This is a genomic window from Streptomyces sp. NPDC102406 (assembly GCF_044765725.1).
Taxonomy (GTDB): domain Bacteria; phylum Actinomycetota; class Actinomycetes; order Streptomycetales; family Streptomycetaceae; genus Streptomyces.
Genome location: NZ_JBIWKP010000007.1, coordinates 199,059 through 224,262 on the forward strand (window position 1 = coordinate 199,059; position 25,204 = coordinate 224,262).

Consider the following 25,204-nt stretch of genomic DNA (forward strand, 5'->3'; position numbering starts at 1 on the left):
CCAGATGAGCCAGGCGGCACAGAACCTGAACTGGTTGATCACCAACTTCGTGGACAACACGCCGGGGGTCTCCCACACGGTCGTGGTGTCCGCGGACGGGCTGCTGCTCGCGATGTCCGAGGGCTTTCCGCGCGATCGCGCGGACCAACTGGCGGCCGTGGCATCGGGTCTGACCTCGCTGACGGCGGGGGCCTCGAGAATCTTCGAGGGCGGCCCGGTCAATCAGACGGTCGTGGAGATGGAGCGCGGCTTTCTTTTCATCATGTCCGTCTCCGACGGATCATCGCTCGCCGTGCTCGCGCACCCGGACTGCGACATCGGTCTCGTGGGGTACGAGATGGCGCTCCTCGTCGACCGGGCGGGCGCCGTGCTCACCCCGGACCTGCGCGCGGAGCTACAGGGCACCTTGTTGCACTGACGGGGGTGACGACCGGTAACCCCGGCCACACCTGAAGTCTGGCGCATCACCAGCCCCGGAATCCAGAGAAGTCACGTAATCCCCTCCCGATCTGCGTCCCGTCACCGTATGGCCGTCACAATCCCCCCACCGGCCCACCCTCAGACGGCAGGCCCCCGGCCCGCCGTCCCGCCCGGAGGATCCATGACCCCGCCCACCGCTCCTCACGATCCGTACGGCAGTGCAGCCGCACACGACGCCTACGGTTTTGAGGGCGACCAGCCGCTGGTCCGCCCGTACGCGATGACCGGCGGCCGGACCCGGCCGCGCTACCAGCTCGCCATCGAGGCGCTCGTCAGCACGACCGCCGACCCGGCGGCCCTCGGGACGCTGCTCCCCGAGCACCAGCGCATATGCCATCTGTGCCGTGAGGTGAAGTCGGTCGCCGAGGTGTCGGCTCTGCTGGCGATGCCGCTCGGCGTGGCCCGGATCCTCGTGGCCGACCTGGCCGAGGCCGGGCTCGTGGCGATCCATCAGCCGGGTGGCGACGAGAACAACGGCGGTGCGCCGGACGTGACTCTGCTCGAAAGGGTGCTCAGTGGACTTCGGAAGCTCTGACGGGGCGACGGGGGCCGCTCCCCGTTCGACCACCTCGGCGAAGATCGTGGTGGCCGGTGGCTTCGGCGTCGGCAAGACCACGTTCGTGGGTGCTGTCTCCGAGATCAACCCGCTGCGGACCGAGGCCGTCATGACCTCGGCGTCCGCCGGTATCGACGACCTCACCCACACCGGGGACAAGACGACCACGACGGTCGCCATGGACTTCGGCCGCATCACGCTCGACCAGGACCTGATCCTGTACCTGTTCGGCACGCCCGGCCAGGACCGTTTCTGGTTCATGTGGGACGACCTGGTGCGCGGCGCCATCGGCGCCGTCGTCCTCGTGGACACGCGCCGCCTCGCCGACTGCTTCCCGGCCGTCGACTACTTCGAGAACAGCGGCCTGCCGTTCGTCGTCGCCCTCAACGGCTTCGACGGACATCAGCCGTACAACCCGGAGGAGGTGCGCGAGGCGTTGCAGATCGGGCCCGACACCCCGATCATCACGACGGACGCCCGCCACCGTGCGGATGCGAAGAGTGCGCTGATCACGCTGGTGGAGCACGCCTTGATGGCTCGTCTCAAGTAGACAGAAACAGTCGGAAGTCGGCCATCAAGTGGCTCAATCCGTACGGCAGTTGTCGTAAGCCTTTTGAAGGCCCTTCGATGACCCCTGTGGCCTTTGACACGCGGGGCCGCTGTGTTCATAACGTTTCGACAGAGAATTCCGGGGGTGCAGACACAGGTCGCGCACACCCGGCTCCACTGTGCTCACAAGAGCCCCGCCTTTTGGCGGGGCTCGCTCTTTATGACCGTTTTATCTGGGGCATACATCACTGGGAGCTTCCGCTTCCGACTGTTTGGAAGTGCGCCGTCTGACGTGCTGGAATGCGCTGAACTGCCCAGTAAGAACGGGCCTGGAGACATACCGCGGCACAACGTAGGTGCCGACGCCGAGAGGTTGTTGGTCGAGTGAGGCGAAGCAAGAACAGTCCCGAGCCGGCTTCGGCACGGGGCAACTTCACCCCGCCGCCGCGCACAGCGGCGCAGGCCGCACCGGCCGAGACGGCGGCGCCCGAGCCGTCGGGCGGCCGGATGTCGCCGCGCAACTGGCGCGTGCCGACGAAGCTGAACGCGATCCTGCTCATCCCCGTTCTGGTGGGCCTGGTCATGGGCGGCTTCCAGGTGAAGGGCTCGATCGACACGTGGCACGAGGCCGAGGACGCCGAGAGCACCGCGCGGCTCGTCCAGGCATCGCTGACGTACGGCAACCGCCTCGTCGAGGAGCGCGACATCTCCGCCGCTCCCCTGCTCCAGGGCAAGAAGAACGACCCGAAGGTCGTCAAGGCCCGCGCGGCGACGGACGCCGCCGCCGACGCGTTCCACGCCGCGGCGAAGAACATGCCGCACAAGGAGGGCCTGGAGCGCCGCATGGCGCAGTTCACCCAGGTCGAGGGCGGCCTGGACAAGCTCCGTGCCGCCTCCTACACCTCCAAGCTGCCCGGCGTCTCGACCGAAGAGGGCTACGTCGCCATCCAGCACCCGCTGATGGAGTTCGCCAACGAGCTGGGTCTCGGCACCGGCAACATCACCAGCTACGGCCGTACGGTCTACGCGATCTCGCTGTCCAAGGCGGCGCTCTCCCTGGAGCGCTCCATCGGCATGCACCTGCTGGTGAAGCCCGGCCCGACCATGACGACCTTCGCCAAGCAGCGCACCGCGCTCGGCAGCTACGCCTACCTCGAAGGCATCGCCCTCGAGGAGTACAAGGGCGGCGGTACGCCCCAGGACCTCAAGCGGCTCGACGAGACGATCGAGCAGCTCAAGAAGGACGGCGCCGAGCAGGCCGCCGCCGCCAAGGCGAAGGACCCCAGCTACGTCCCGCCGCCGGCCGACACCACCGAGATGGTCGGTGACATCGTCGCGCTGCCCAGCACGCAGCCCAGCGCCCGGCTCGCCCTCGCGCAGAAGGGCGTGACGGCCGAGAACTGGTGGGCGGTCAACACCGCCAAGTTCGACGCCTACCGCACGATCGAGTCGGACCTCGCCGACAAGGCCGTGAGCGAGGCGTCCGGTATCGCCGACGACGCCAAGCAGCAGGCGATCATCACCGGTGCGGCCGTCGTGGTCGCCCTGCTCGCCGCGTTCATCATCGCCGGGATGATGGCCCGCCAGATGTCCCGCGCCATGCGCCGCCTGCGCTCCGCCGCCTTCGACGTGGCAGAGCAGCGCCTGCCGATGCTGGTCGACCAGCTCTCGCGCACCGAGCCGGGCCGCGTGGACACCCGCGTCCAGCCCATCCCGATCACCACCACGGACGAGATCGGCGAGGTCGCCCGCGCCTTCGACCAGGTCCACCGGGAGGCGGTGCGGCTCGCCGCCGAGCAGGCCCTCCTGCGCGGCAACATCAACGCGATCTTCACCAACCTGTCGCGCCGCAACCAGTCGCTGATCGAGGGCCAGCTCACCCTCATCACCGACCTGGAGAACAACGAGGCCGACCCGGACCAGTTGGAGAACCTCTTCCGCCTGGACCACCTCGCGACCCGTATGCGCCGCAACGGCGAGAACCTGCTGGTCCTCGCCGGTGAGGAGCCGGGCCGCCGCTGGGACCAGCCGGTCCCGCTGGTCGACGTCCTGCGCGCCGCCGCCTCCGAGGTGGAGCAGTACGAGCGCATCGAGCTGTCCGGCGTCCCTGAGGCCGACATCCACGGCCGCGCGGTCACCGACCTCGTGCACGCGCTCGCCGAGCTCCTCGAGAACGCCACGACGTTCTCCTCGCCGCAGACCAAGGTCCGCGTCACCGCGACCCGTCTCCCCGACGGCCGCATCATGGTCGAGATCCACGACAAGGGCATCGGCCTCACCGCCGAGGACTTCGCGGACATCAACCACAAGCTGGCCAACCCGCCGACCGTGGACGCCGCGATCTCCCAGCGCATGGGTCTGTTCGTGGTCGGCCGCCTCGCCGACCGGCACGGCATCCGCGTCCAGTTGCGCCCCTCGGGCGAGCAGGCGGGCACGACCTCGCTGGTCATGCTCCCGGACGCGATCACGCACGGCGGCGGCGGTCAGCACCAGGGCGACCCGGAGCTGTCCGAGTTCACCGTGTCGACGATGATTCCGCAGCAGCAGGCGTTCGAGAAGGAGCCGCTGCGCACCGCGGCCGAGCTCGGCTTCGACGACAGCCGCTACGACATCCCGGACGACGCGCGCGAGCTGGACCCGGTGGGCCGCTCCCTGATGCGCGAGGAGCGGCGTGCGGCCCTGGAGGCGCAGACGCAGGGCCAGGAGGGCGAGGCCGACCGCCCGCTGTTCCGTGACGAGGTCGCGCCGCAGCGGCCCGACCAGCAGACCCAGCAGCACCAGGCGTCGTACCCCGACCAGTCCGCGTACGACGGTCAGCAGCTCGGCTATGAACCGCAGCAGCAGATCTCCTACGACGATCAGGGTCAGGGCGTCTACGACGACCGGCAGCAAGTCGGGTACGACAACCGGCAGCAGAACGGGTATGACGGGTTCGCCCCCGCGCAGCCGTCCCTCGACGGGAACCAGCCGGGCGGCTACGACCACCAGTCGGGCGGCTACGAACAGGAGTACGCCCCGCAGAACGGTTATGCGGAATCCCCCCGGGAGTCCTACAACGCCTTCGAGCAGCCCGTCCGCCAGCCCGCCCAGCAGCCCGACTGGCAGGCGCAGGACGGCTACCAGGACGGTTACCGGGGCGACTTCCAGGCTCCGTACACGCCTGAAGCGGAATCCGCGCAGACCGCTGACGCGGCGGACCGGGAGAGCGTAGGCTTCGACTCCGGTCCCTCCGCCGGTCCGGGGATGCCGGCCGGCCCCTCCCCCTCCGTGACGCACGCTCTGACCGACGCCGGCCTTCCGCGCCGCGGCGCCGGCGGCCCCCAGCGCCAGGAGCAGGCCCCCGAGCCGGCCCAGGAGCAGGCTGAGGACCAGCCCGCGGAGACCACCGGCGACCCGAGCTGGCGCTCGACCAACGACGAGCGGTGGGGGCGCGCGGAGCGGCTGAAGCAGCCCAAGGCGGGCGGCGTCACCGCCTCCGGACTGCCGCGCCGGGTACCCAAGGCCAACCTGGTCGAGGGCACCGCGGAGTCGACGCCGCAGGGCGGTCCCCAGATCTCCCGCGCTCCCGAGGACGTACGGGGCCGCCTGAGCAATCTGCGCCGCGGCGTGCAGCGTGGGCGCAGTGAAGGCGGGAGCGAGCAGCAGTGACCGTAGCGAACGCAGTGACCGTAGTGACGAAGTACGGCCAGGACAGCGGGTTTCCCGGTGGCCCTGACAGCACCTACAACCAGGAGCGTTAGTGTGAGCCCGATGAGCCAGGCGGCACAGAACCTGAACTGGTTGATCACCAACTTCGTGGACAACACCCCCGGGGTGTCCCACACGGTGGTGGTCTCCGCCGACGGACTCCTTCTGGCGATGTCCGAAGGGTTCCCCCGCGACCGCGCCGACCAGTTGGCGGCCGTCGCGTCGGGACTGACCTCGTTGACCGCGGGCGCGTCCCGCATCTTCGAGGGCGGCGCGGTGAACCAGACAGTTGTGGAGATGGAGCGAGGATTCCTCTTCATCATGTCCATCTCCGACGGTTCTTCCCTTGCCGTCCTTGCACACCCGGAGGCGGACATTGGCCTCGTTGGGTACGAGATGGCACTTCTTGTCGACCGCGCGGGCACGGTTCTCACGCCCGACCTGCGCGCGGAGCTTCAGGGAAGCCTTCTCAACTAGCAGACAGACGGTGCGTTTTCGCGTCCCGTGGCCGTAAAGTTTCGGGACGCGGCTCCACAGTGATGGTGCCCAGCGCAGTCGGAGGAGGAGTACGTGTCTGGTTCAGCAACACCGCCGAGCGGTTCGTCGGCCCACTGGCCGCACTACGGCCCTGCCCAGGGTCAGGGTCAGCCCGGCGTCGGTCGTGACGACGGGTCGCAGAACCGGTACAACTTCCCTTCCACGCCGAGCCACGCCCGGCCGGTCCGGCAGCCCGGTCCCTACGACCAGCCGTCGGCGCCCCGCATCCAGCCCGTGCAGCCGCAGCCACGTCCCGACGCGAGGACCGCGCCCGCCGCGAACAACCCCCTGGTGCGCCCGTACGCCATGACGGGCGGTCGCACCAGGCCGCGCTACCAGCTCGCCATCGAGGCGCTGGTGCACACGACCGCGCAGCCGCACCAGTTGCAGGGCCAACTGCCCGAGCACCAGCGGATCTGCAACCTCTGCCGAGAGATCAAGTCGGTGGCCGAGATCTCGGCCCTGCTCACCATCCCCCTCGGCGTGGCCAGGATTCTCGTCGCCGACTTGGCGGAGGCGGGCCTGGTCGCCATCCATCAGCCCGGCGGCGACGAGAACGCCGGCGGCCAGCCAGACGTGACACTGCTCGAAAGGGTGCTCAGTGGACTTCGCAAGCTCTAGCGGAGGGCCGGTTGCTCAGAGTCGCTCCACCACGTCCGCGAAGATCGTGGTGGCGGGCGGCTTCGGCGTCGGCAAGACGACGTTCGTCGGCGCCGTGTCGGAGATCAATCCGCTGCGTACCGAGGCCGTCATGACGTCCGCGTCCGCGGGTATCGACGACCTCACCCACACCGGGGACAAGACGACCACGACGGTCGCCATGGACTTCGGCCGCATCACGCTCGACCAGGACCTGATCCTGTACCTGTTCGGCACGCCCGGCCAGGACCGTTTCTGGTTCATGTGGGACGACCTGGTGCGCGGCGCCATCGGCGCCGTCGTCCTCGTGGACACGCGCCGCCTCGCAGACTGCTTCCCGGCCGTCGACTACTTCGAGAACAGCGGCCTGCCGTTCGTCATCGCCCTCAACGGCTTCGACGGCAACCAGCCCTACGGCCCCGACGAGGTGCGCGAGGCCCTTCAGATCGGCCCCGACACCCCGATCATCACGACGGACGCCCGCCACCGCGCCGACGCGAAGTCCTCGCTGATCACGCTGGTGGAGCACGCGCTGATGGCGCGGCTGCGGTAGGTACCCGCGACGTACGACGACGGCCCCGCTCTCCCGAAGGAGGGCGGGGCCGTCGTCGTAGGTCGCGTCGGGTGGGGCGCTCAGCGCCAACTGTGCGGGGCGCGGAAGCCCGGCTCGCGCTCCAGGCGGCGCCAGCCCGCGCGGGTCAGGCGGCCACGGTGGGCCGGGGCCTCGGGGGTTGCGGCGGCGCGGGCGAGGAGGATCGCGGTGATGGCCGCGACCTCCTCGGGCTCGGCGTGGCCCTTCTCGACACGGATGTCAGGTGTGGACATGGGCAGGTCTCCTACGGCTAGGTCGACAGGGCGCCGTTACTGGGGCGGGTTGCCGTGCTTGCGGGAGGGCAGGTCGGCGTGCTTGGTGCGGAGCATCGCCAGGGAGCGGATGAGCACCTCGCGCGTCTCGGCGGGGTCGATGACGTCGTCGACCAGGCCGCGCTCGGCCGCGTAGTACGGATGCATGAGTTCGGCCTTGTACTCCTTGACCATGCGGGTGCGCATGGCCTCGGGGTCCTCGGCGTCGGCGATCTGACGGCGGAAGATGACGTTGGCCGCGCCCTCGGCGCCCATGACCGCGATCTCGTTGGTGGGCCAGGCGTAGGTGAGGTCGGCGCCGATGGACTGCGAGTCCATGACGATGTAGGCACCTCCGTACGCCTTGCGCAGGATGAGCGAGATGCGCGGCACGGTGGCGTTGCAGTACGCGTAGAGCAGCTTCGCACCGTGGCGGATGATGCCGCCGTGCTCCTGGTCGACGCCGGGGAGGAAGCCCGGCACGTCGAGGAGCGTCACGATGGGAATGTTGAAAGCGTCGCACATCTGGACGAAGCGGGCAGCTTTTTCGCTGGCCTCGATGTCCAGGACGCCGGCCAGCGCCTGCGGCTGGTTGGCGACGATGCCGACGACCTGGCCGTCGAGGCGGGCCAGGGCGCAGATGATGTTGCGCGCCCAGCGCTCGTGGACCTCCAGGTAGTCGCCGTCGTCGACGAGCTCCTCGATGACCTTGGCCATGTCGTAGGGGCGGTTGCCGTCGGCCGGGACCAGGTCGAGGAGGACGTCGCCGCGGCGGTCCGCCGGGTCGTCCGAGTGGGTGGTCGGCGGGTTCTCGCGGTTGTTCTGCGGGAGCATCGACAGGAGGTAGCGGACCTCGCCGATGCAGGTCTCCTCGTCGTCGTAGGCGAAGTGGCAAACGCCGCTGGTCTCGGCGTGGACGTCGGCGCCGCCCAGACCGTTCTGGGTGATCTCCTCGCCCGTCACCGCCTTGACCACGTCCGGCCCGGTGATGAACATTTGCGAGGTCTCGCGGACCATGAAGACGAAGTCGGTGAGGGCGGGGCTGTAGGCCGCGCCGCCCGCGCACGGGCCGAGCATCACGCTGATCTGCGGGATGACACCGGACGCCTTGGTGTTGCGCTGGAAGATGCCGCCGTAGCCGGCGAGCGCGGAGACGCCCTCCTGGATACGGGCGCCCGCGCCGTCGTTCAGCGAGACGAGCGGCGCACCGGCCGCGATGGCCATGTCCATGATCTTGTGGATCTTCGTGGCGTGGGCCTCGCCCAGGGCGCCGCCGAAGATCCGGAAGTCGTGCGCGTAGACGAAGACCGTGCGGCCCTCGACCGTGCCCCAGCCGGTGATGACACCGTCGGTGTACGGCTTCTTGGCCTCCAGGCCGAAGCCGACCGCGCGGTGCCGACGAAGCTGCTCGACCTCCTTGAACGACCCCTCGTCCAGAAGCAGCTCGATGCGCTCGCGCGCCGTCAGCTTGCCCTTCGCGTGCTGGGCCTCGGTCGCCTTGTCGCTCGGTCCGCGCAGGGCCTGCTGACGGATCGCGTGCAGCTCGGCCACGCGCCCACGGGCGTCGGTGGGCTCGTCCCCGGGGGCGGAGGCGGTGTCGTCCAAAACGGTCATGTAGTGACCTTACGAAGCCGACCAAGGAAACGGGCCGTCGACTTCGAACAGTCTCCGGCCCGTTTTCCTGGTAGGCCCGGACAGAACCCGGCCCGCATGCAGGCGAAGCTACTGCTCAGGACCCTCCCGCCTTGTGGAGGTCATACAAAGGCCGTCGGTGAGATGCGCCTCACACCGGGTCGGTCGGGTGGGGGCCGTTCACAGGGCGCCCGCGTACACGGCCGAGTCGCCCAGTTGCTCCTCGATCCGCATGAGCCGGTTGTACTTGGCCGTGCGGTCGGAGCGGGACAGGGAGCCCGTCTTGATCTGGCCGCAGCCGGTGGCGACGGCCAGGTCGGCGATCGTCGTGTCCTCGGTCTCGCCGGAGCGGTGCGAGATGACCGCCGCCCAGCCGGCCCGCCGCGCGGCGGACACGGTACCGAGCGCCTCGGTCAGCGTACCGATCTGGTTGACCTTGACCAGGACCGCGTTGCCGACCCCGGTGCGGATTCCCTCGCGTACGAGCGTCTCGTTCGTGCAGAACACGTCGTCGCCGGTGAGCTGGCAGCGGGCGCCGACGCGGGCGGTCAGTGCGCGCCAGCCGTCGAGGTCGTCCTCGGCCATGGGGTCCTCGACGGAGAGCACCGGATAGCTGTCGATCAGTTTGGCCAGGTGGTCGACCTGCTCGGCGGTGGTGCGCCGGACGCCCTCGCCCTCGTAGACGTAGAGGCCGTCGCGGTGGAACTCCGAGGACGCCGGGTCCATGACGAGGCCGATGTCCTGGCCGGGGCGGTATCCGGCGCGTTCGACGGCGGCCATGACGAAGTCGAGGGCTTCCTCGGCGGTGCGCAAGGCGGGCGCGAAGCCGCCCTCGTCGCCGACGGCCGTCGAGTGGCCGGCGGCGAGCAGGTCGCGGCGCAGGGTGTGGAAGACCTCGGAGCCCATCCGGACGGCCTCGGCGAAGGTCGCGGCGCCGACCGGCGAGATCATGAACTCCTGGAAGTCCAGCGGGTTGTCGGCGTGGGCGCCGCCGTTGACGATGTTCATCATCGGCACCGGCAGGACGCGGGCGTCCGAGCCGCCGAGGTAGCGGTAGAGGGGCAGGCGGTGGGCGGTCGCGGCGGCCTTGGCGGTGGCCAGGGAGACGCCGAGCAGGGCGTTGGCGCCGAGCCGGGACTTGGTGGGGGTGCCGTCGAGCGCGACCAGGGCCGCGTCCAGGCCCGCCTGGTCGTCGGCGTCGCGGCCGGTGACCGCTGCCGCGATCTCGCCCCGCACGTGCTCGACCGCCCGGTCGACCCCCTTGCCGTGCCAGCGCCGCGAGTCGCCGTCGCGCAGTTCGACGGCTTCGCGGGCGCCGGTGGAGGCGCCGGAGGGGACGGCGGCGCGGCCCAGGGACCCGTCGGCGAGGACCACGTCGACCTCGACGGTGGGGTTGCCGCGGCTGTCGAGGACGGTGCGGGCGGTGACGGAACGGATGGCGGTGGTGGTGCCGGTGACGGTCATGGGAGTTCCCTCGCTTGTCACGTGCCGGGCCCCGGCTGCGACGACGCTGGCGCTGAGCCCGACACCCGGACTCTACAGCATTGCTGTTCAGTTCTGCTGTTCAGTAATGCTGTTCAGCGGCCCTGTTCAGTTTGGCTGCGCAGGCACGGCGGGGCCGCTACCCGCGGGTTAAAGTTCCGTATGCCCACCCCGGAATCCGCCGCCGTCGCCGCCGAACTGCGTACCGCGATGGGCAAGCTCACGCGGCGCGTGAAGCACGAGGACAAGATTCCGCTCGGGCAGGTGGCCGTGCTCGGCGCCCTGGACCGCGAGGGCGCCATGACCACCAGCGACCTCGCCACCGATCAGCGCGTACGCCCCCAGTCGATGGCCCGCGCCGTGGGTCTTCTGATGGAGCAGGGTCTGATCACCCGGCGCCCCCACCCCACGGACGGCCGTAAGTCCCTCGTCGAGCTCACCGACGCCGGACGGGTCGCGCTGGAGACGGAGCGGGGCCGCCGGGCGGGTTGGCTCGCCCAGGCCATCGAGGCCGAACTCACCGGCGAGGAGCGGGAGTTGCTGGCGCGCGGCGCCGCCCTCATGGAGCGACTGGCCGCGCGCTAGCGTCCGCGGACGTCCGGCTCAGCAGCCGCCGCAGTTGTAGTAGAGGACGTCCCAGTGGTTGCCCTCGTCGGCGTAGATGTTGCCGGAGCCCGACTGGTACTGGGGCGCGCCGTCACCACGAAGCCCGATGTAGGTGAAGGTGTTCTTGATGTAGTTGGTGACGCAGGTGTTCTTGCCGTAGTCGAGCTTGTAACCGTTCCAGTGGGAGTACGTGCCGCTCGCGTGGCCGGTCTCCGTACCGCCGGTGATGTTGAGGGCGCAGCCGGTGGCGCGCTTGAGGGTCTGGGCGCCCTGGGCGGTGGCGAGGTTGAGCTGGTCGAAGGACGTACAGGTGGAGTTGGCGCGGTTCGAGCAGCCACCTGACGAGGACCAGGTGATGCCGACCGAGCTGAACATCGAGGTCGCCGTGGAGTGACTGATCTTGGTGACGGCGAAGGCGTCCGTCGCCGTGGTCAGGACGCCGAAGCCCGGCGCCACGAGGGCGCCGGTGGCGAGGGCGAGCGCGGTGAGTGCGGAGCGGATGCGCATGAGGGGGTCCTCCCTGCTGCTGGGAACGGCTGTGGTGCAGGTGGAGCGCCGTGGTGCGGGCGGCAAGGAGATGGTCCCGGGTTCTACGCGCGTCCGGAAGAGGGCCTGCACGCACCCCGTCGGGACGTGGGGGAAAAGAGCCGCCGCGCTTCTGTTGAAAGTTGAACATCATCGCGCTACAGTCGTCCTCAGTTGATAGTTCAACTTTCAACATCACGCGGCACCGTCGTGCCGCCCGTCCCCAAGGAGCACGTCATGGGCATCTTCGGCCGCAAGAGCGAGACCGCCACCACCACCCCCGCCGCCGTCGCGGTCGACCCGGGCCTGGCCGCCCTCACCGGCGACTACACGGTCGACGCCGCGCACACGACCCTCGGTTTCGTCGCCCGGCACGCCATGGTGACGAACGTGAAGGGCGGCTTCACCGACTTCACCGGTGAGCTGCACCTGGACGGCGAGGACCCGAGCAGGTCCACCGCGACGTTCGACGTACAGATGGCGAGCATCGACACGGGCAACGCCGACCGCGACGCTCACCTCAAGAGCGCCGACTTCTTCAAGATCGACGAGTTCCCGGCGATGACGTTCCGTACGACGTCCGCCGAGGCGCTGGGCGGCTCGGACTACCGCGTCACGGGCGACCTGTCGATCCTCGGCACCACCAGGCCGCTCACCATCGACCTGGAGTACAACGGCTCCGCGAAGGACCCGTTCGGCAACGTGCGCGTCGGCTTCGAGGGCAAGGCCGAGATCCTGCGCTCCGACTGGGGCCTGACATGGAACGCGGCGCTGGAGACCGGCGGCGTCCTCATCTCCGACAAGATCAAGCTGAGCTTCGACATCTCGGCGATCAAGAACGCCTGACCCCTGCGGGGCGACCAGCGAGTTGAGGCGGCCACGAGACGCGTGGCCGCCAACTCGTCGTGTCCGGCGCCCGCGCGCGTGACCTGCCTCACACCGGCCCCGTCCGATGTCACATCCCGGCCCTCCCCGGCCGTCAGGGCTGTGAGCACCGACGGGAGGCAGTCATGTCCGACAGCACCACCCATGCCACACCGCGGCAGGCACCCACGGCCGGCGAGCGCGTCGCCGACTGGGCCGACGGCCGCCTCGGCATCCACGGCCTGGGCCGCAAGTATCTGCGCAAGGTCTTCCCCGACCACTGGTCGTTCCTGCTGGGCGAGATCTGCCTCTACACGTTCATCGTCCTGGTCCTCACCGGCGTCTATCTGACGCTGTTCTTCCATCCGTCGATGAACGAGGTGGAATATCACGGCGGCTACGTCCCGCTGAACGGCGTCCGGATGTCGGAGGCGTACTCCTCGACTCTCGACATCAGTTTCGACGTGCGCGGCGGACTGCTCATCCGGCAGATCCACCACTGGTCGGCGTTGATCTTCGTCGCGGCGATGTTCGTGCACATGATGCGGCACTTCTTCACCGGTTCGTTCCGCAAGCCGCGCGAGCTGAACTGGCTGTTCGGCTGGCTCCTGCTGTTCCTCGCCCTGTTCGAGGGCCTGCTCGGGTACTCGCTCCCCGACGACCTGCTGTCCGGCGCGGGCATGCGCCTCATCGAGGGGATGACGCTGTCCGTCCCGGTCGTCGGGACGTATCTGACGTTCTTCCTCTTCGGTGGCGAGTTCCCGGGTGACGACATCGTGGCCCGCTTCTACTCGATCCACGTCCTGCTGCTGCCGGGCATCATGGCGGCGCTCGTCGTGACCCACCTGATCCTCGTCTTCTACCACAAGCACACCCAGTTCCCCGGGCCCGGAAAGACCGAACGCAATGTGGTGGGCCAGCCGTTCTTCCCCGTCTACCTGGCCAAGGCGGGCGGCTTCTTCTTCCTGGTCTTCGGCGTCGTAGCGGCGATCGCGGCCGTCGCGTCGATCAACCCGGTCTGGGTCTACGGACCCTACCGCCCCGACCAGGTCTCGACGGGCGCCCAGCCCGACTGGTACCTCGGCTTCGCGGAGGGGCTGGTCCGTGTGATGCCCGGCTGGGAGTACGCCTTCTGGGGCCACACCCTCAACCTCGGCATCCTCGTCCCGCTCGTCGCGTTCCCGCTGTGGCTGGTCCTCATCGGCATCTGGCCGTTCGTCGAGGCGTGGATCACCGGCGACCGCCGCGAACACCATCTCCTGGACCGGCCCCGCAACCGGCCCGTGCGCACGGGTCTCGGCGTCGCCTGGCTGACCGGCTTCTTCGTGGCGCTCGGCGCCGGTGGCAACGATCTCATCGCCACGCACTTCCATCTCTCCGTGAACGTCATCACGTGGTGCGCCCGCGTCGCGCTGATCGCCGGTCCCGTCCTCGCGTACGTCGTCACGAAGCGGGTCTGCCTCGGTCTCCAGCGCCGGGACCGCGACAAGGTCCTGCACGGCCGGGAGACGGGCCGCATCAAGCGCCTCCCGCACGGGGAGTACGCCGAAGTCCACGAGCCCCTGTCGCAGGGCGAGCTGTATCTCCTCACCCAGCACGAGGAGCCCGCCGCGCTCGAAGCGCCGCCCGACACGGACGAGCACGGCGTACGGCGCCGCGTGCGCGCCACGCAACGGGTGCGGGTCGCCCTGTCCCGGTGGATGTACGGGGAGGGGTCCCGGATCCCCAAGGCCCGGCCGCACGAGATCGAGAGCGGCGAGGAGCGGGCGCCCGTACGTCAGCACTGAGGGCCCGGCCCCGGCTCCGCCTCGAACTCGCACCACACGCTCTTTCCCGGGTCCCGCTCGCCGACGCCCCACTTGTCGGCGAGCGCCGCGACCAGGAGCAGTCCCCGGCCGTGTTCCTCCTCCGCCCGCGGTGCGCTCGGCGCCACCGTGCCGTCGCCGCTGTCGTGCACCTCGACCCGGATCACCCGGTGCGCACACATCGCGATGTGCAGCCGGAAACCTCTCCCCGGCGGCACGCCATGCAGCAGCGCGTTCGTCGCCAGCTCGCTGACGCACAGGAGTACATCGTCAAGGCGTTCGATTGCATGCCAGTCATCGAGAGCCCAGGCTGTGAACGCGCGGGCCGCAGGCACCGATTTGCTTTCGCGCCGGTAGAACGCCTCGCGCCGGTACGGCAGTTGTTCCATGCGGTGACTGTCGTACGGGGACCGTGGCCGGGGCAGCGCGGCAGGTCGTACATCTGCGTTTGTACGAGTCCGGGCGGGTCCGGGTGTGTGGAGAATGGGAACGGTGCGCGTATGAAGAAGCAAGTGACTTCGTGGCATGCGGTCGGGGCGCAGATCGCGCATTTCCGTAAGTGGTCCGGGCTGACGCAGACGGGTCTGGCCGACCGGCTGTGCGTCAGCCACGACAAGATGGCCTCCATCGAGCAAGGCCGACGCCCGGTCGATCTGGCACTGGCGGCCCGGATCGACGATCTGCTGGAGACCAAAGGGGTTCTGGCCGTCGCGGTGGCCAAAGTGCCGAAGAAGGAGAAGTACCCGCTGATCGTCGCGGACTTGGTGGAGTTCGAGGAGAAGGCCCTGACGATCCTGACGTACGAGCAGCAGACGGTGCCCGGTCTGCTCCAGACGCCGGAGTACATGCGGGCGGTCTTCGACTCCAGTTATCCGCCCGTCGGCGACGAGACAGCCGAGGACTGGGTCAACGGACATATGGACCGGCAGCGGATCTGGACGCGCGAGCATCCGCCCTGGGCGCACTTCATCATCGAGGAAGCCGCGCTGCACAAACCGGTCGGCGGTCCCGAGGTGATGCGCGGGCAGTACCTTCGCATCCTGGAGTTGGGCCGACTGCACGGCCTTGGCGTGCAGATCATGCTGACCAAGCAGTGGCCGCACGCGGGGCTCGCCGGTCCGATGGTGCTGCTGGAAAACCCTGACCACGACTTTGTCGTCTTCGTCGAGGGGCACCGGGTGAGCACGGTTCTGGACAGCCCCGAAGACGTAAGTAACCTGCACCTGAAGTATGGAATGCTGCGGTCACAGGCGCTGTCCCCCGACGAGAGCGCGCGTCTGCTGGACGGACTGCTAGGAGCCTCATGAACACCGCGGCACCCACCACAGGACTCGGCTGGGTCAAATCCAGTTACAGCACGGACCAGGGCGGCAACTGCCTGGAGGTCGCCGCCCACGCCACCGCCATCCACATCCGCGACTCCAAGAACGACCCCGCCACCGGAGCCGTGCTCACCGTCACCCCGGGGACCTGGGTCGCGTTCCTCCGTACCCATGTCGCCCGCCCCTGAGCGGAGCGTCGACGCCGAGCAGGTCAGGCGGGAGATTCTCGATCCGGACGCCGGGTCGGACCCGTACACGTTGACCGGCGCCCACATTCGCGGGGCGCTCGCGCTGGACGGGGCCGAGATCAGGCGGCTCGTGCGGTTCGAGGGGTGCCGGTTCGACGGGCCGATGACGCTGGAGGGCGCGAGCACGCTGGCGTTCACCGTCGCGGACTGTGTGCTGCCCGGGTTCGTGGCGCCGACGGCGCAGATCGGGGGGCGGCTGGATCTGCGGGGGTCCACGATCACCGGCGGGCCCCGGGGCGCCGTGAACGTGACCCTGGCGCACATAGCGGGTGGGCTGATGCTCGACCGCGCCCACTTGGTGGCGACCGAGGGGATCGCGCTGAACGCGGGCGGTCTGGTCATGCAGGGCGGTGTCTTCTGCAAGAACGGGTTCGTGGCGCACGGCCAAGTTCTGCTGCCCGGCGCCGAGTTGCCCGGCGGGCTGTGGATGCAGGGGGCGCGGATCGTCGCGGAGGCACCGGAGGAGCTCGCGTTCAACGGGGACGCGCTGCGGGCGTCGACGGTCCGGCTGCACCAGGGGTTCCGGGCGGAGGGACGGGTGCGGCTGCGCGGGGCGCGGATCGAGGACCTGTTGTCGTTCCACGAGGCAGAACTCCTGGGCGTCGGCTCGTCGTTGATGGCGGTCGGGGCGCAGGTGGAGGCGTTGGACCTGCGGTTCGCCCGGCCCCCGGCGGGCGGCGTGGACCTGCGCAACGCGCGGGCGACGCGCCTCCAGGACCGTCCGTCCACCTGGCGTGCCCCGCTGGGTCTGGACGGGCTGGTGTACGACTGGATGGAGTCGACGGCCACCACGCAGCACGAGGACACCGCGAACCGGCTGGCGTGGCTGCGCCTCCAGTCCGGGTTCACCCCACAGCCCTACGAGCAGCTTGCGTCGCACTACCGGAAGCTGGGGCACGAGGACGAGGCGCGGCGGGTCCTTCTGGTGCGGGAACGGCGGCGGCGGGCCACCCAGCGCCCCCTCGGGCGGCTGTGGGGCTGGCTCCTGGAGGGGACCGTCGGCTACGGCTACCGGCCGTGGATCGCCGGGATCTGGCTGGTGGTGCTCACCCTGGTCGGCTCGCTCGTCTTCCACACCCACACTCCCCTGCCGAACAAGAAGGGCGAGGGCGCGCCGTTCAACCCGGTCGCGTACACCCTCGACCTGCTGATCCCGGTGGGCGGGCTCGGTCAACGGGACGGCTGGCACTGGGCCGAAGGCGGCGTCCAGGGGCTCGCGTACGTACTGATCGCCCTTGGCTGGGTGCTGACGACGACCGTCCTCGCCGGTGTGACCCGGGCCCTCAGCCGTAATTAGGCGCGCTGCGGGCCGGGTGTCACTGGCTGTGCGAGAACGCCCTGATCGCGCGCCACCTGCGCAGGAAGAACCGGAAGAACACCGCTTCCTGCGCCAGCGCGTAGACCGCCGCGGCGACCACCACCACCAGCGTCGGTGTCCTGCCGTGTCCGTCGACGATTCCCGCGAGGAAGTAGATCCCCACGACATGGGCCAGGACCCCGGCCGACAGCATGTAGGCCGCTGTGGCCGCGTACGGGTAACTCATGTGCGTACGCGTGGAGATGAGGCCGGACTCCCAGGACAGCAGGCCGGGCTCGGAGAGGTGCTCGTTGATCCGGGTCTCGATCCCCGCGACGCCCCGGCCCGCGCGCTGGGAGCGGTGGTACTCGCCGAGCCATATCAACAGGCTCGCCTTCGCGCTGACCGGGATGAACACGAGGCAGATCGGCACGATGAGCAGCGGGGAGACGGACGTACTGAGGATGGCCGCCATGATCACGGCGAGGGAGGTGAACGCGAAGTTCATGATCTGAATACGGTTGCTGATGGCCTGGAGGCTCTCCTGGCGCAGCGAGTTGTACTCGGTCAGCAAGGCTTGTACGGCGACCGGGAGGACCGCGGCGGGGGGCGGGTCGGGGGCCGGTTCCGGCGGCGGTGTCGGTGGGCGCGGCCCCGGCGGCCCGAGCGCGGTCATCCACCCACCCCGGAGGCGGAGAAGTCCGGGAAACGGTCGCCGTCACGTCCGTAGGCGTACGGTAGGGGGCGCAGGCCCAGAGCCGCCGCCCGGCGAAGATTGGCCTCGCGGTCCTCGACCAGTCCGGTCCGGCGTCCGGCGAGCGCCTCGGCCGCGATGTCGAGAAGACCCCGCCCGGGGGTCCCCTTCGTCACGCCGAGGTCGTGCGACACGTAGACGAGCGCCGGGTCGATCCACTTGTCCAGGTCCAGGGCCGTGGCCTGTCTCGCGTACCAGAACGACGTGTTGTTCGAGGCGATGCCGAGGTCAGCGCCGGTCGCGGCGGCGGACTCGATCAAGTCCTGCGCCCAGGGGCTCGGGGCCAGCAGGTCCCGCTCGACCTGGCGGATCAGCTCCGCGGGCAGCGGCACTCCGAGTCCGGCCGCGCACTGCTCCCAGTAGTCGGACTCCTCGGCGGGCGCGACGGAGAAGGAGTCCCAGAGCTGTTCGCCGACGGCCTCGGCCTCGCGCCGCGGGACCCCGAGCCGGTCGGCGAGCCCCTGTCCCGGCGTGAGGAGCAGCGTCTCCCAGGGGTCGCAGAAGAGCACGCCCCCGAGATCGAAGAGGATCACGTCTGCGTCGGGCACGGTCTGCTCCGTTCACGGCCGGTGCGCACAGTGCTGGCCGCATCACGGTAGCAGCCCGCCGCCCATCGGCGGGGGAGGTCGAACTCGGCCCGCCACGGCGCGCGTTGCCGCTCAGGGACGCGTCAGGAACCGCCCCCGAAGTCACCGCCTCCGCCGCCGAAGTCGCCGCCGCCCCCGTCCCCGAACCCGCCGCCGAAGTCGCCGCCGAAGTCCGAGGAGTCGAAGTCGGCCCCCGAGTAGTCGCCGCCGCCGAACTGGTCGCCGCCGAAGTCGCCGTATCCGGTGCCGTAGTCCGCCCCGTACGCCGGGCCCGACATCATGGAGCCGAGCATCGTGCCGACCAGCAGGCCGGGCAGGATGCCGCCGCCGAAGTAGCCACCGGCCCAGGGGCCGTACATCGGGCCCGCGTCGTAGTACGGGCGGCGCTCGCCCGCCCCGGCGTCGACCGTGCGCACCAGCGGTTCTACGCCGTCCCGCAGCCGGGTCGCGTCCGCCGCGCAGACCGGGACCTCGCGGGGCGCTCCGCCCGGCGGCGTCCACCGCGCGTCCTGGACCGAGGGTCCGTGGCGCGGGTCGAAGAAGCAGGGCGCGCGGCGTTCGGGCAGGGGGCGGCCCTCGCGGCGGGCGGCCAGCAGGGCGAGGGAGAAGCGGCCGTCCTCCAGAGCCTGGGTGACGCCGCGTACGTCTTCGGGACGCTGGGCCGCGGCCATGTACTGCTTGGCCTTCTCGTACGCGTCGAGGGCCCGCTCGTAGTCGGCGCGCATCGCGTCGTCGGCGCCCGCCTCGGCCGGGTGGAAGTCGAGCCGGTCCAGTTCCTCGCCGAACGCGGTGATGTCCTCGTCGACCACGACCCGCAGCTTGTCCAGGGCCTCGCGCTGCTCCTCCTCGCGGCGGCGCCGGTTGCGGCGGGTGAGGGCGTAGACCCCCGCGCCACCGGCCAGGACGACCGCGCCGACGCCGATCAGCCCACCGACGGGGACACCGCTGTCCGCGTCCGCGCCGCCGCCCCAGGACGAGGGGGCCGTGCCGCGCGCCGTGCGGACGGCCGTGTCCACGAAGTCGTCGAGCTGCTGCCGCGCCGGCTCGCCGCGCACGCTCGTCGTCAGGTTCCGAACGGCGTCGTTCGACATGACCTGGTGGTCGGCGCGGGCGTCGAAGGCGTCACCGAGCCGGACGCCGTACACGCCGACGACCCCCGTCTTCGTACGGAGGTCGTTGAACAGGTCCCGCTTCGGGAAGTCGGCGGGCAGCACCACCACCATCACCGGCTTGTCCGCGTCCTTGATCTTCTTCTCGAGCGCGTCGACGTCCTGCGAGGTCAAGTCGCCGGAGACGGCCGGATCGACGTACACCGGGCCCTTCTCCAGGGCGTCCGCGACGGTGGAGACGTCCGTCCCGGCGAAGGCGGCGGGCGCGGCGGTCAGCATCGCGGCGAGGGCGAGCAGCGGGGCGGCGACGGCTGCTATGGAGGGCCTCATACCTTGACGCTAACCCAGTCGGGGCGGGAATGACGGGTCGGGGTGGTTCGCGACCTGAAGCCTTGACGTGAGCATGAAAGCATCTTTAACTCACGTCTTGAACTAAGCCATGAGCGTTGACTGTCGGGACACAGGAGGCATCGTGCGCACCCTCTCAAGACCCCCCACCCTGATGCGGCTGCTGCTGGCCGGGGCGCTGACCACCGTCGGCCTCGCAGGCGCGGGAGCGAGCACGGCCCACGCCGCGGGCGAGCAGGTCACCGTCCATCTCACCACCACCGACGACAGCGGCGGTCGCCATGTGACGCGCGGGCTGCAACAGCAGGCCCCGGTGGCGTTCCAGGCGGGCACCGGTGGCAGCGGCACCGTGATCACCGTCGACGAGAACACCCGCTACCAGACGTTCACGGGCGGCGGCGCCTCCTTCACGGACACCGCGGCCTGGCTGATGAACAGCAGTGGCGCCCTGTCGACGGCCACCCGTGACGCGACGATGAGGAAGCTGTTCTCGCCGACCGAGGGCATCGGGCTCTCCTTCGTCCGCAACCCCATGGGCGGCTCCGACCTCGCCCGCTTCGGATACACGTACGACGACGTACCGGCCGGGCAGAGCGATCCGACGCTGGCCAAGTTCTCGATCGCGCACGACCAGGCCGACGTGCTGCCGCTGACCAAGCAGGCCAAGCAGCTCAACCCGGCCGCCACCGTGATGGCCTCGCCGTGGACCGCGCCCGCCTGGATGAAGGACAGCGGGCAGCTCAACGGCGGCTGGCTGAAGGCCGAGAACTACGGGGCCTACGCGAACTACTTCGTGAAGTACCTCCAGGCGTACCAGGCGGCCGGGGTGCCCATCGACTACGTCACCGCGCAGAACGAGCCGACGTGCTGTTCCGGCTACCCCTCGATGAGCTGGAACGGCTCGGGGCTCGCGTACTTCACCAAGAGCGAGCTGCTGCCGAAGCTGGCCGGCGCCGGTCTGCGGACCAAGGTGCTCGCCCACGACTGGAACTGGGACACCTACGACGCCTACGCGGCGCCGACCGTGGACGACGCGGCGGTGCGCGCCCACCCGAACTTCGGCGGGATCGCCTGGCACGGCTACGGCGGCGACATCGCCAAGCAGACCGAGATCCACTCCAAGTACCCGCAGCTCGACGCCTTCCAGACCGAGCACTCGGGCGGCACCTGGATCGCCGACCAGCAGCGCGAGGACATGATGAACATCATCGACTACACCCGCAACTGGGCGAAGTCGGTGACCAAGTGGTCGCTGGCCGTGGACCAGAACCGCGGTCCGCACAACGGTGGCTGCGGCACCTGCGACGGGCTGATCACCGTGCACAACGGGGACGCGAGGAGCGGGCAGGTCGACTACACCATCGAGTACTACACGATGGGGCACCTGACGAAGTTCGTGCGGCCCGGCGCCTCGCGGATCGCCTCGACCGCTTCGAGCACCGTGCCGAACGTCTCCTGGCGCAACACCGACGGCTCGAAGGCCGTCATCGCCTACAACGGCGCCTCGACGGCGAAGGACGTCACCCTGAACTGGGGCGGCCAGCACGTCACTTACTCACTGCCGGGCAGGACGTCGGCGACCTTCACCTGGAGCGGGACGCAGGCCGGGGGCGCCGACCGGGTGGGGGCCTTCCACGGGCTCGGCGGCAAGTGCCTCGACGTGCGGGACGGGTCGACGGCCAACGGGGCCGTCGCGCAGATCTGGTCGTGCGTCACCGGATCGCAGAACCAGACGTGGACCGTGAAGGCCGACGGCACCGTGCGAGCGCTCGGCAAGTGCCTCGACGTGAGTGGGGGCTCGACCGCCGACGGCGCGAAGGTGCAGCTCTACGACTGCAACGGCACGGGTGCGCAGCAGTGGCGGTACGAGGCGTCGTCCGGGGACCTGGTCAATGCCGCCGCCGACAAGTGCCTCGACGTGACCGGGAATTCCAGCGCGGACGGGACCGCTGTGCAGATCTGGTCGTGCACGGGGGCCGGTAATCAGAAGTGGGCCCTGTCGTAGGTGGCCGTCACGGGGCTCTGCCCCGGACCTCGATCGCCGGAGGGGCTTGATCCACAGCCCCTCCGGCGATGCGACGCGGCTACTCGACCGGCTCGACCCCGGCGCGGAGCAGGCCGTACGTGTACGCGTCCTCCAGGGCGTTCCACGACGCCGCGATCACGTTCTCCGCGACACCGACCGTGGACCATTCACCGGCGCCGTCCGTCGTGGAGATCAGCACGCGGGTCGTGGAGGACGTGCCGTGCTTGCCCTCCAGGATGCGGACCTTGTAGTCGACCAGCTCCATCTTGGCGAGCTGCGGATAGATCTGCTCCAGGCCGACGCGCAGGGCGCGGTCGAGGGCGTTGACCGGGCCGTTGCCCTCCGCGGTGGCGACGATGCGCTCGCCCTTGGCCCACAGCTTCACGGTCGCCTCGTTGGCGTGGCTGCCGTCGGGGCGGTCCTCGACGATGGCGCGCCAGGACTCGACCTCGAAGTAGCGGCGGGCCCGGCCCTCGGCCTCCTCGCGCAGGAGGAGTTCGAAGGAGGCGTCGGCGGCCTCGTACGTGTAGCCCTGAAGTTCGCGGTCCTTGACGCGCTCGACGACCCGGCCGACCAGTTCGCGGTCGCCCGAGATGTCGACCCCCAGCTCCTTGCCCTTCAGCTCGATCGAGGCGCGGCCCGCCATGTCGGAGACCAGCATCCGGATGCGGTTGCCGACCAGGTCCGGGTCGATGTGCTGGTACAGGTCCGGGTCGACCTTGATCGCGGAGGCGTGCAGGCCCGCCTTGTGGGCGAACGCGGAGACACCGACATAGGGCTGGTGCGTGGAGGGGGTCAGGTTCACGACCTCGGCGATCGCGTGCGAGATCCGCGTCATCTCGCTCAGCGCGCCCTCGGGCAGCACCTTCTTGCCGTACTTCAGCTCCAGGGCCGCGACGACGGGGAACAGGTTGGAGTTGCCGACCCGCTCGCCGTAGCCGTTGGCCGTGCACTGCACATGGGTGGCGCCCGCGTCGACGGCGGCCAGCGTGTTGGCGACCGCGCAGCCCGTGTCGTCCTGCGCGTGGATGCCGAGGCGGGCCCCCGTGTCGTCCAGGACCGTGTGCACGATCGCCTGCACCTGGGCGGGCAGCATGCCGCCGTTGGTGTCACAGAGCACGACGACGGAGGCGCCCGCCTCGTGCGCGGTGCGTACGACCGACTTCGCGTAGCCGGGGTTGGCGCGGTAGCCGTCGAAGAAGTGCTCGCAGTCGACGAAGACCCGCCGCCCCTGCGCCACCAGGTGGGAGACGGTGTCGCGGACCATCTCCAGGTTCTCCTCCAGGGTGGTGCGCAGGGCCAGTTCGACATGCCGGTCATGGGACTTGGCGACCAGGCAGATCACCGGAGCCCCCGAGTCGAGCAACGCCTGGACCTGCGGGTCCTGCGCCGCCTGGGCGCCCGCGCGGCGGGTCGCGCCGAACGCGACGAGCTGCGCGTTCCGGAAGTCGATCTCCTCGCGTGCCCGGGCGAAGAACTCCGTGTCACGGGGGTTGGCGCCGGGCCAGCCGCCCTCGATGAAGCCCACGCCGAAGTCGTCCAGGTGCCGTGCGATGGTCAGCTTGTCCGCGACCGTGAGGTTGATGCCCTCACGCTGCGCTCCGTCGCGCAGGGTCGTGTCGAAGACGTGGAAGGAATCGTCGAGTTCGTTCATGCTGATCTGGCTCCTGTATGGGATCTCGGTCTACCGGAATGACCGGCTCCACCGTCCGACTATGATCCCGCGCGCTCTCCGCCTGGCTGCGGGTGGGCCAGAAACAGAAAAACCCCTCGCGGGTGCGAGAGGTCTGCGCGCGGGTCGAGGACGACGGTGTCCGCCCGTACGTGGTCGTACGTGGCGGTCACTGCGGACCGGCGCGCCTGCTGCCAATAATCATGGCGAACGAGAGCACGCCCGCAGTCTGCCACAGCCCGGACGGGTCCGGACTGTGGTCTCACGATGCGGGCGAAGGATCTTCAGGCCGCCGGTTCCATGGCCGTCTCCGCCGACTTGACCCGGTTCAGGTCGATGTCGCGGGTCTCGCGCATGCTCAGGTAGACGATGAGCGACACGGCCGCGCACCCGGCGACGTACCAGTAGAAACCGGACTCCATGCCGCCGTCCTTGAACCACAGGGCGACGTACTCGGCGGTGCCGCCGAACAGGGCGTTGGCGATGGCGTACGGGAGGGCGACGCCGAGGGCGCGGATGCCGGTCGGGAACAGCTCGGCCTTCACGCACGCGTTGATGGACGTGTAGCCGGTGACGACGACGAGCGCCAGCAGCGACAGTCCGAGGGCGGGCCAGAAGGAACCGGCGTGCCGGAGCAGCGTCATGATCGGGACGGTCAGGAAGGTCGAGCCGACGGCGAAGGTGATCAGCAGCGGGCGGCGGCCGATCCGGTCCGAGAGGGCGCCCGCGAGCGGCTGGAGGCAGGCGAAGACGATCAGCGCGCAGAACGAGACGAGGGTCGCCGTCTGCTTGCTGAGACCCGCCGAGTTGGAGAGGTACTTGGTGAGGTAGGTCGTGTACGTGTAGTACGCCACCGTGCCGCCCATGGTCAGCGCGATGACGAGGAACGCCTCGCGCTTGTGCGCCCACAGGGCCTTCACGGTGCCCTTGTCGTCGCCGGCCACCTGGCCTTCGTCGGCGGACTCCTCGTAGACGTCCGTCTCCAGCATGTTGCGGCGCAGGTAGAAGATGACGGCCGCGCCGAGCGCGCCGACGACGAACGGCAGGCGCCAGCCCCAACTGTGCAGGGCCTCGTCGGACAAGGCGCGCTGGAGGATGAGCAGGAGGCCGAGGCCGACGATCTGGCCCGCCGTCATCGACACGTACTGGAAGCTGGAGGCGAAGCCGCGCCGCTTCGGGTCGGACGCCTCGGTGAGGTAGGTGGCGCTGGCCGCGTACTCGCCGCCGACCGACAGTCCTTGCAGGAGGCGGGCGACGAGCAGGACGACGGCGCCGCCGTACCCGGCGACGGCGTAGGTCGGCGCGACGGCGATGAGCACCGCGGACGCCGACATCAACGACACCGTCAGCGTGAGCGCCGCCTTGCGGCCCTTGCGGTCACCGACCCGGCCGAGCAGCCAGCCGCCCACCGGGCGCATGAAGAAGCCGACGGCGAAGATGCCGGCCGTGTTCATGAGCTGGGCGGTCGGGTTGCCGTCCGGGAAGAAGGACCCCGCGAAGTACGTGGCGAAGCTCGCGTACACGAACCAGTCGAACCACTCGACCATGTTCCCGGCCGATCCGACCAGCACTTTCTTCCATTGCTCTCGTCCCATGGGGGGCCACGATGGAGGACCGCCGCGCCCCATGACAAGGG

At 69.8% G+C, this 25,204-nt stretch carries 23 protein-coding genes and 1 pseudogene; 14 read left to right on the forward strand and 10 right to left on the reverse strand.

What is annotated here, in order from left to right; genetic code table 11:
* Positions 1-4 precede the first annotated feature (4 nt).
* From ACIRF8_RS26820 to ACIRF8_RS26850, 7 genes and pseudogenes are all read left to right on the forward strand, one after another.
* Positions 5-418, forward strand: a complete 414-nt coding sequence (locus ACIRF8_RS26820; protein ID WP_356494565.1) for a roadblock/LC7 domain-containing protein — start codon at positions 5-7, stop codon at positions 416-418.
* A gap of 183 nt (positions 419-601) precedes the next feature.
* Positions 602-1,015 (forward strand): DUF742 domain-containing protein, encoded by a 414-nt coding sequence (locus ACIRF8_RS26825; protein ID WP_404218547.1) that lies wholly within the window; start codon positions 602-604, stop codon positions 1,013-1,015.
* Positions 996-1,586 carry a GTP-binding protein gene (locus ACIRF8_RS26830; RefSeq protein ID WP_404218549.1) on the forward strand — a complete coding sequence of 197 codons (591 nt, stop codon included), beginning with the start codon at positions 996-998 and terminating at the stop codon, positions 1,584-1,586. Before ACIRF8_RS26825 ends, ACIRF8_RS26830 begins: the two co-directional genes overlap by 20 nt.
* A 383-nt stretch (positions 1,587-1,969) precedes the next feature.
* Positions 1,970-5,325, forward strand: a pseudogene (locus ACIRF8_RS26835) (nitrate- and nitrite sensing domain-containing protein).
* Positions 5,326-5,335: 10 nt separating this feature from the next.
* Complete coding sequence (locus tag ACIRF8_RS26840) at positions 5,336-5,749, forward strand: roadblock/LC7 domain-containing protein (protein WP_026057603.1); 414 nt, start codon at positions 5,336-5,338, stop codon at positions 5,747-5,749.
* 93 nt (positions 5,750-5,842) lie between these two features.
* Positions 5,843-6,430 carry a DUF742 domain-containing protein gene (locus ACIRF8_RS26845; RefSeq protein ID WP_404218551.1) on the forward strand — a complete coding sequence of 196 codons (588 nt, stop codon included), beginning with the start codon at positions 5,843-5,845 and terminating at the stop codon, positions 6,428-6,430.
* Positions 6,411-7,001, forward strand: a complete 591-nt coding sequence (locus tag ACIRF8_RS26850) for an ATP/GTP-binding protein (protein WP_356494527.1) — start codon at positions 6,411-6,413, stop codon at positions 6,999-7,001. The genes ACIRF8_RS26845 and ACIRF8_RS26850 overlap by 20 nt, the downstream gene beginning before the upstream one ends.
* Positions 7,002-7,081: 80 nt before the next feature.
* Here the strand turns inward: ACIRF8_RS26850 and ACIRF8_RS26855 are convergent, their stop codons facing one another.
* The 3 genes from ACIRF8_RS26855 to eno form a co-directional block, all read right to left on the reverse strand.
* Positions 7,082-7,273 (reverse strand): acyl-CoA carboxylase subunit epsilon, encoded by a 192-nt coding sequence (locus ACIRF8_RS26855; protein WP_404218553.1) that lies wholly within the window; start codon positions 7,271-7,273, stop codon positions 7,082-7,084.
* Positions 7,274-7,309: 36 nt separating this feature from the next.
* Positions 7,310-8,905, reverse strand: a complete 1,596-nt coding sequence (locus tag ACIRF8_RS26860) for an acyl-CoA carboxylase subunit beta (protein WP_404218555.1) — start codon at positions 8,903-8,905, stop codon at positions 7,310-7,312.
* Positions 8,906-9,103: 198 nt separating this feature from the next.
* Positions 9,104-10,387 (reverse strand): phosphopyruvate hydratase, encoded by a 1,284-nt coding sequence (eno, locus tag ACIRF8_RS26865; protein WP_404218557.1) that lies wholly within the window; start codon positions 10,385-10,387, stop codon positions 9,104-9,106.
* Positions 10,388-10,567: 180 nt separating this feature from the next.
* Here eno and ACIRF8_RS26870 point away from each other — a divergent pair, with 180 nt between their 5' ends.
* Positions 10,568-10,990, forward strand: a complete 423-nt coding sequence (locus tag ACIRF8_RS26870) for a MarR family winged helix-turn-helix transcriptional regulator (RefSeq protein ID WP_404218559.1) — start codon at positions 10,568-10,570, stop codon at positions 10,988-10,990.
* 18 nt (positions 10,991-11,008) lie between these two features.
* On the opposite strand, the gene ACIRF8_RS26875 is transcribed toward ACIRF8_RS26870, so the two are convergent.
* Positions 11,009-11,518 (reverse strand): hypothetical protein, encoded by a 510-nt coding sequence (locus ACIRF8_RS26875; RefSeq protein ID WP_404218561.1) that lies wholly within the window; start codon positions 11,516-11,518, stop codon positions 11,009-11,011.
* 255 nt (positions 11,519-11,773) lie between these two features.
* On the opposite strand from ACIRF8_RS26875, the gene ACIRF8_RS26880 reads away from it, so the two are divergent.
* Positions 11,774-12,382, forward strand: coding sequence for a YceI family protein (locus ACIRF8_RS26880; protein WP_404218563.1), 609 nt, complete (start codon positions 11,774-11,776; stop codon positions 12,380-12,382).
* A gap of 164 nt (positions 12,383-12,546) precedes the next feature.
* On the forward strand, positions 12,547-14,187 hold the full coding sequence (locus ACIRF8_RS26885; protein WP_404218565.1) for a cytochrome bc complex cytochrome b subunit: 1,641 nt from the start codon (positions 12,547-12,549) through the stop codon (positions 14,185-14,187).
* Here the strand turns inward: ACIRF8_RS26885 and ACIRF8_RS26890 are convergent.
* Positions 14,178-14,594, reverse strand: a complete 417-nt coding sequence (locus ACIRF8_RS26890) for an ATP-binding protein (protein WP_404218567.1) — start codon at positions 14,592-14,594, stop codon at positions 14,178-14,180. The genes ACIRF8_RS26885 and ACIRF8_RS26890 overlap by 10 nt on opposite strands.
* A 111-nt stretch (positions 14,595-14,705) precedes the next feature.
* On the opposite strand from ACIRF8_RS26890, the gene ACIRF8_RS26895 reads away from it, so the two are divergent.
* From ACIRF8_RS26895 to ACIRF8_RS26905, 3 genes are read left to right on the forward strand one after another with little or no spacing between them, the layout of a single operon-like run.
* Positions 14,706-15,512 (forward strand): helix-turn-helix domain-containing protein, encoded by an 807-nt coding sequence (locus ACIRF8_RS26895; RefSeq protein WP_404218569.1) that lies wholly within the window; start codon positions 14,706-14,708, stop codon positions 15,510-15,512.
* A complete protein-coding gene (locus ACIRF8_RS26900) occupies positions 15,509-15,715 on the forward strand; it encodes a DUF397 domain-containing protein (protein WP_404218571.1) in 207 nt (68 codons plus the stop codon). Before ACIRF8_RS26895 ends, ACIRF8_RS26900 begins: the two co-directional genes overlap by 4 nt.
* Positions 15,699-17,072: an oxidoreductase gene (locus tag ACIRF8_RS26905; RefSeq protein ID WP_404218573.1), complete on the forward strand. Its 1,374-nt coding sequence runs from the start codon at positions 15,699-15,701 to the stop codon at positions 17,070-17,072. The genes ACIRF8_RS26900 and ACIRF8_RS26905 overlap by 17 nt, the downstream gene beginning before the upstream one ends.
* Before the next feature lie 19 nt (positions 17,073-17,091).
* Here the strand turns inward: ACIRF8_RS26905 and ACIRF8_RS26910 are convergent, their stop codons facing one another.
* The 3 genes from ACIRF8_RS26910 to ACIRF8_RS26920 form a co-directional block, all read right to left on the reverse strand.
* On the reverse strand, positions 17,092-17,748 hold the full coding sequence (locus ACIRF8_RS26910) for a hypothetical protein (RefSeq protein WP_404218575.1): 657 nt from the start codon (positions 17,746-17,748) through the stop codon (positions 17,092-17,094).
* Complete coding sequence (locus ACIRF8_RS26915; protein ID WP_404218577.1) at positions 17,745-18,374, reverse strand: HAD family hydrolase; 630 nt, start codon at positions 18,372-18,374, stop codon at positions 17,745-17,747. The genes ACIRF8_RS26910 and ACIRF8_RS26915 overlap by 4 nt, the downstream gene beginning before the upstream one ends.
* Positions 18,375-18,496: 122 nt before the next feature.
* Complete coding sequence (locus tag ACIRF8_RS26920; protein ID WP_404218579.1) at positions 18,497-19,852, reverse strand: hypothetical protein; 1,356 nt, start codon at positions 19,850-19,852, stop codon at positions 18,497-18,499.
* Between the two features lie 172 nt (positions 19,853-20,024).
* Between ACIRF8_RS26920 and ACIRF8_RS26925 the strand changes: the two genes are divergently transcribed.
* Positions 20,025-21,875 (forward strand): ricin-type beta-trefoil lectin domain protein, encoded by a 1,851-nt coding sequence (locus tag ACIRF8_RS26925; RefSeq protein WP_404218786.1) that lies wholly within the window; start codon positions 20,025-20,027, stop codon positions 21,873-21,875.
* Positions 21,876-21,954: 79 nt separating this feature from the next.
* Here the strand turns inward: ACIRF8_RS26925 and cimA are convergent, their stop codons facing one another.
* Both cimA and ACIRF8_RS26935 read right to left on the reverse strand, forming a co-directional pair.
* Entirely contained in the window at positions 21,955-23,550 is a 1,596-nt protein-coding gene (cimA, locus tag ACIRF8_RS26930; protein ID WP_404218581.1) for a citramalate synthase, read from the reverse strand.
* A 302-nt stretch (positions 23,551-23,852) separates the two neighbouring features.
* Positions 23,853-25,163, reverse strand: coding sequence for an MFS transporter (locus ACIRF8_RS26935; protein ID WP_404218583.1), 1,311 nt, complete (start codon positions 25,161-25,163; stop codon positions 23,853-23,855).
* Positions 25,164-25,204: the final 41 nt, after the last annotated feature.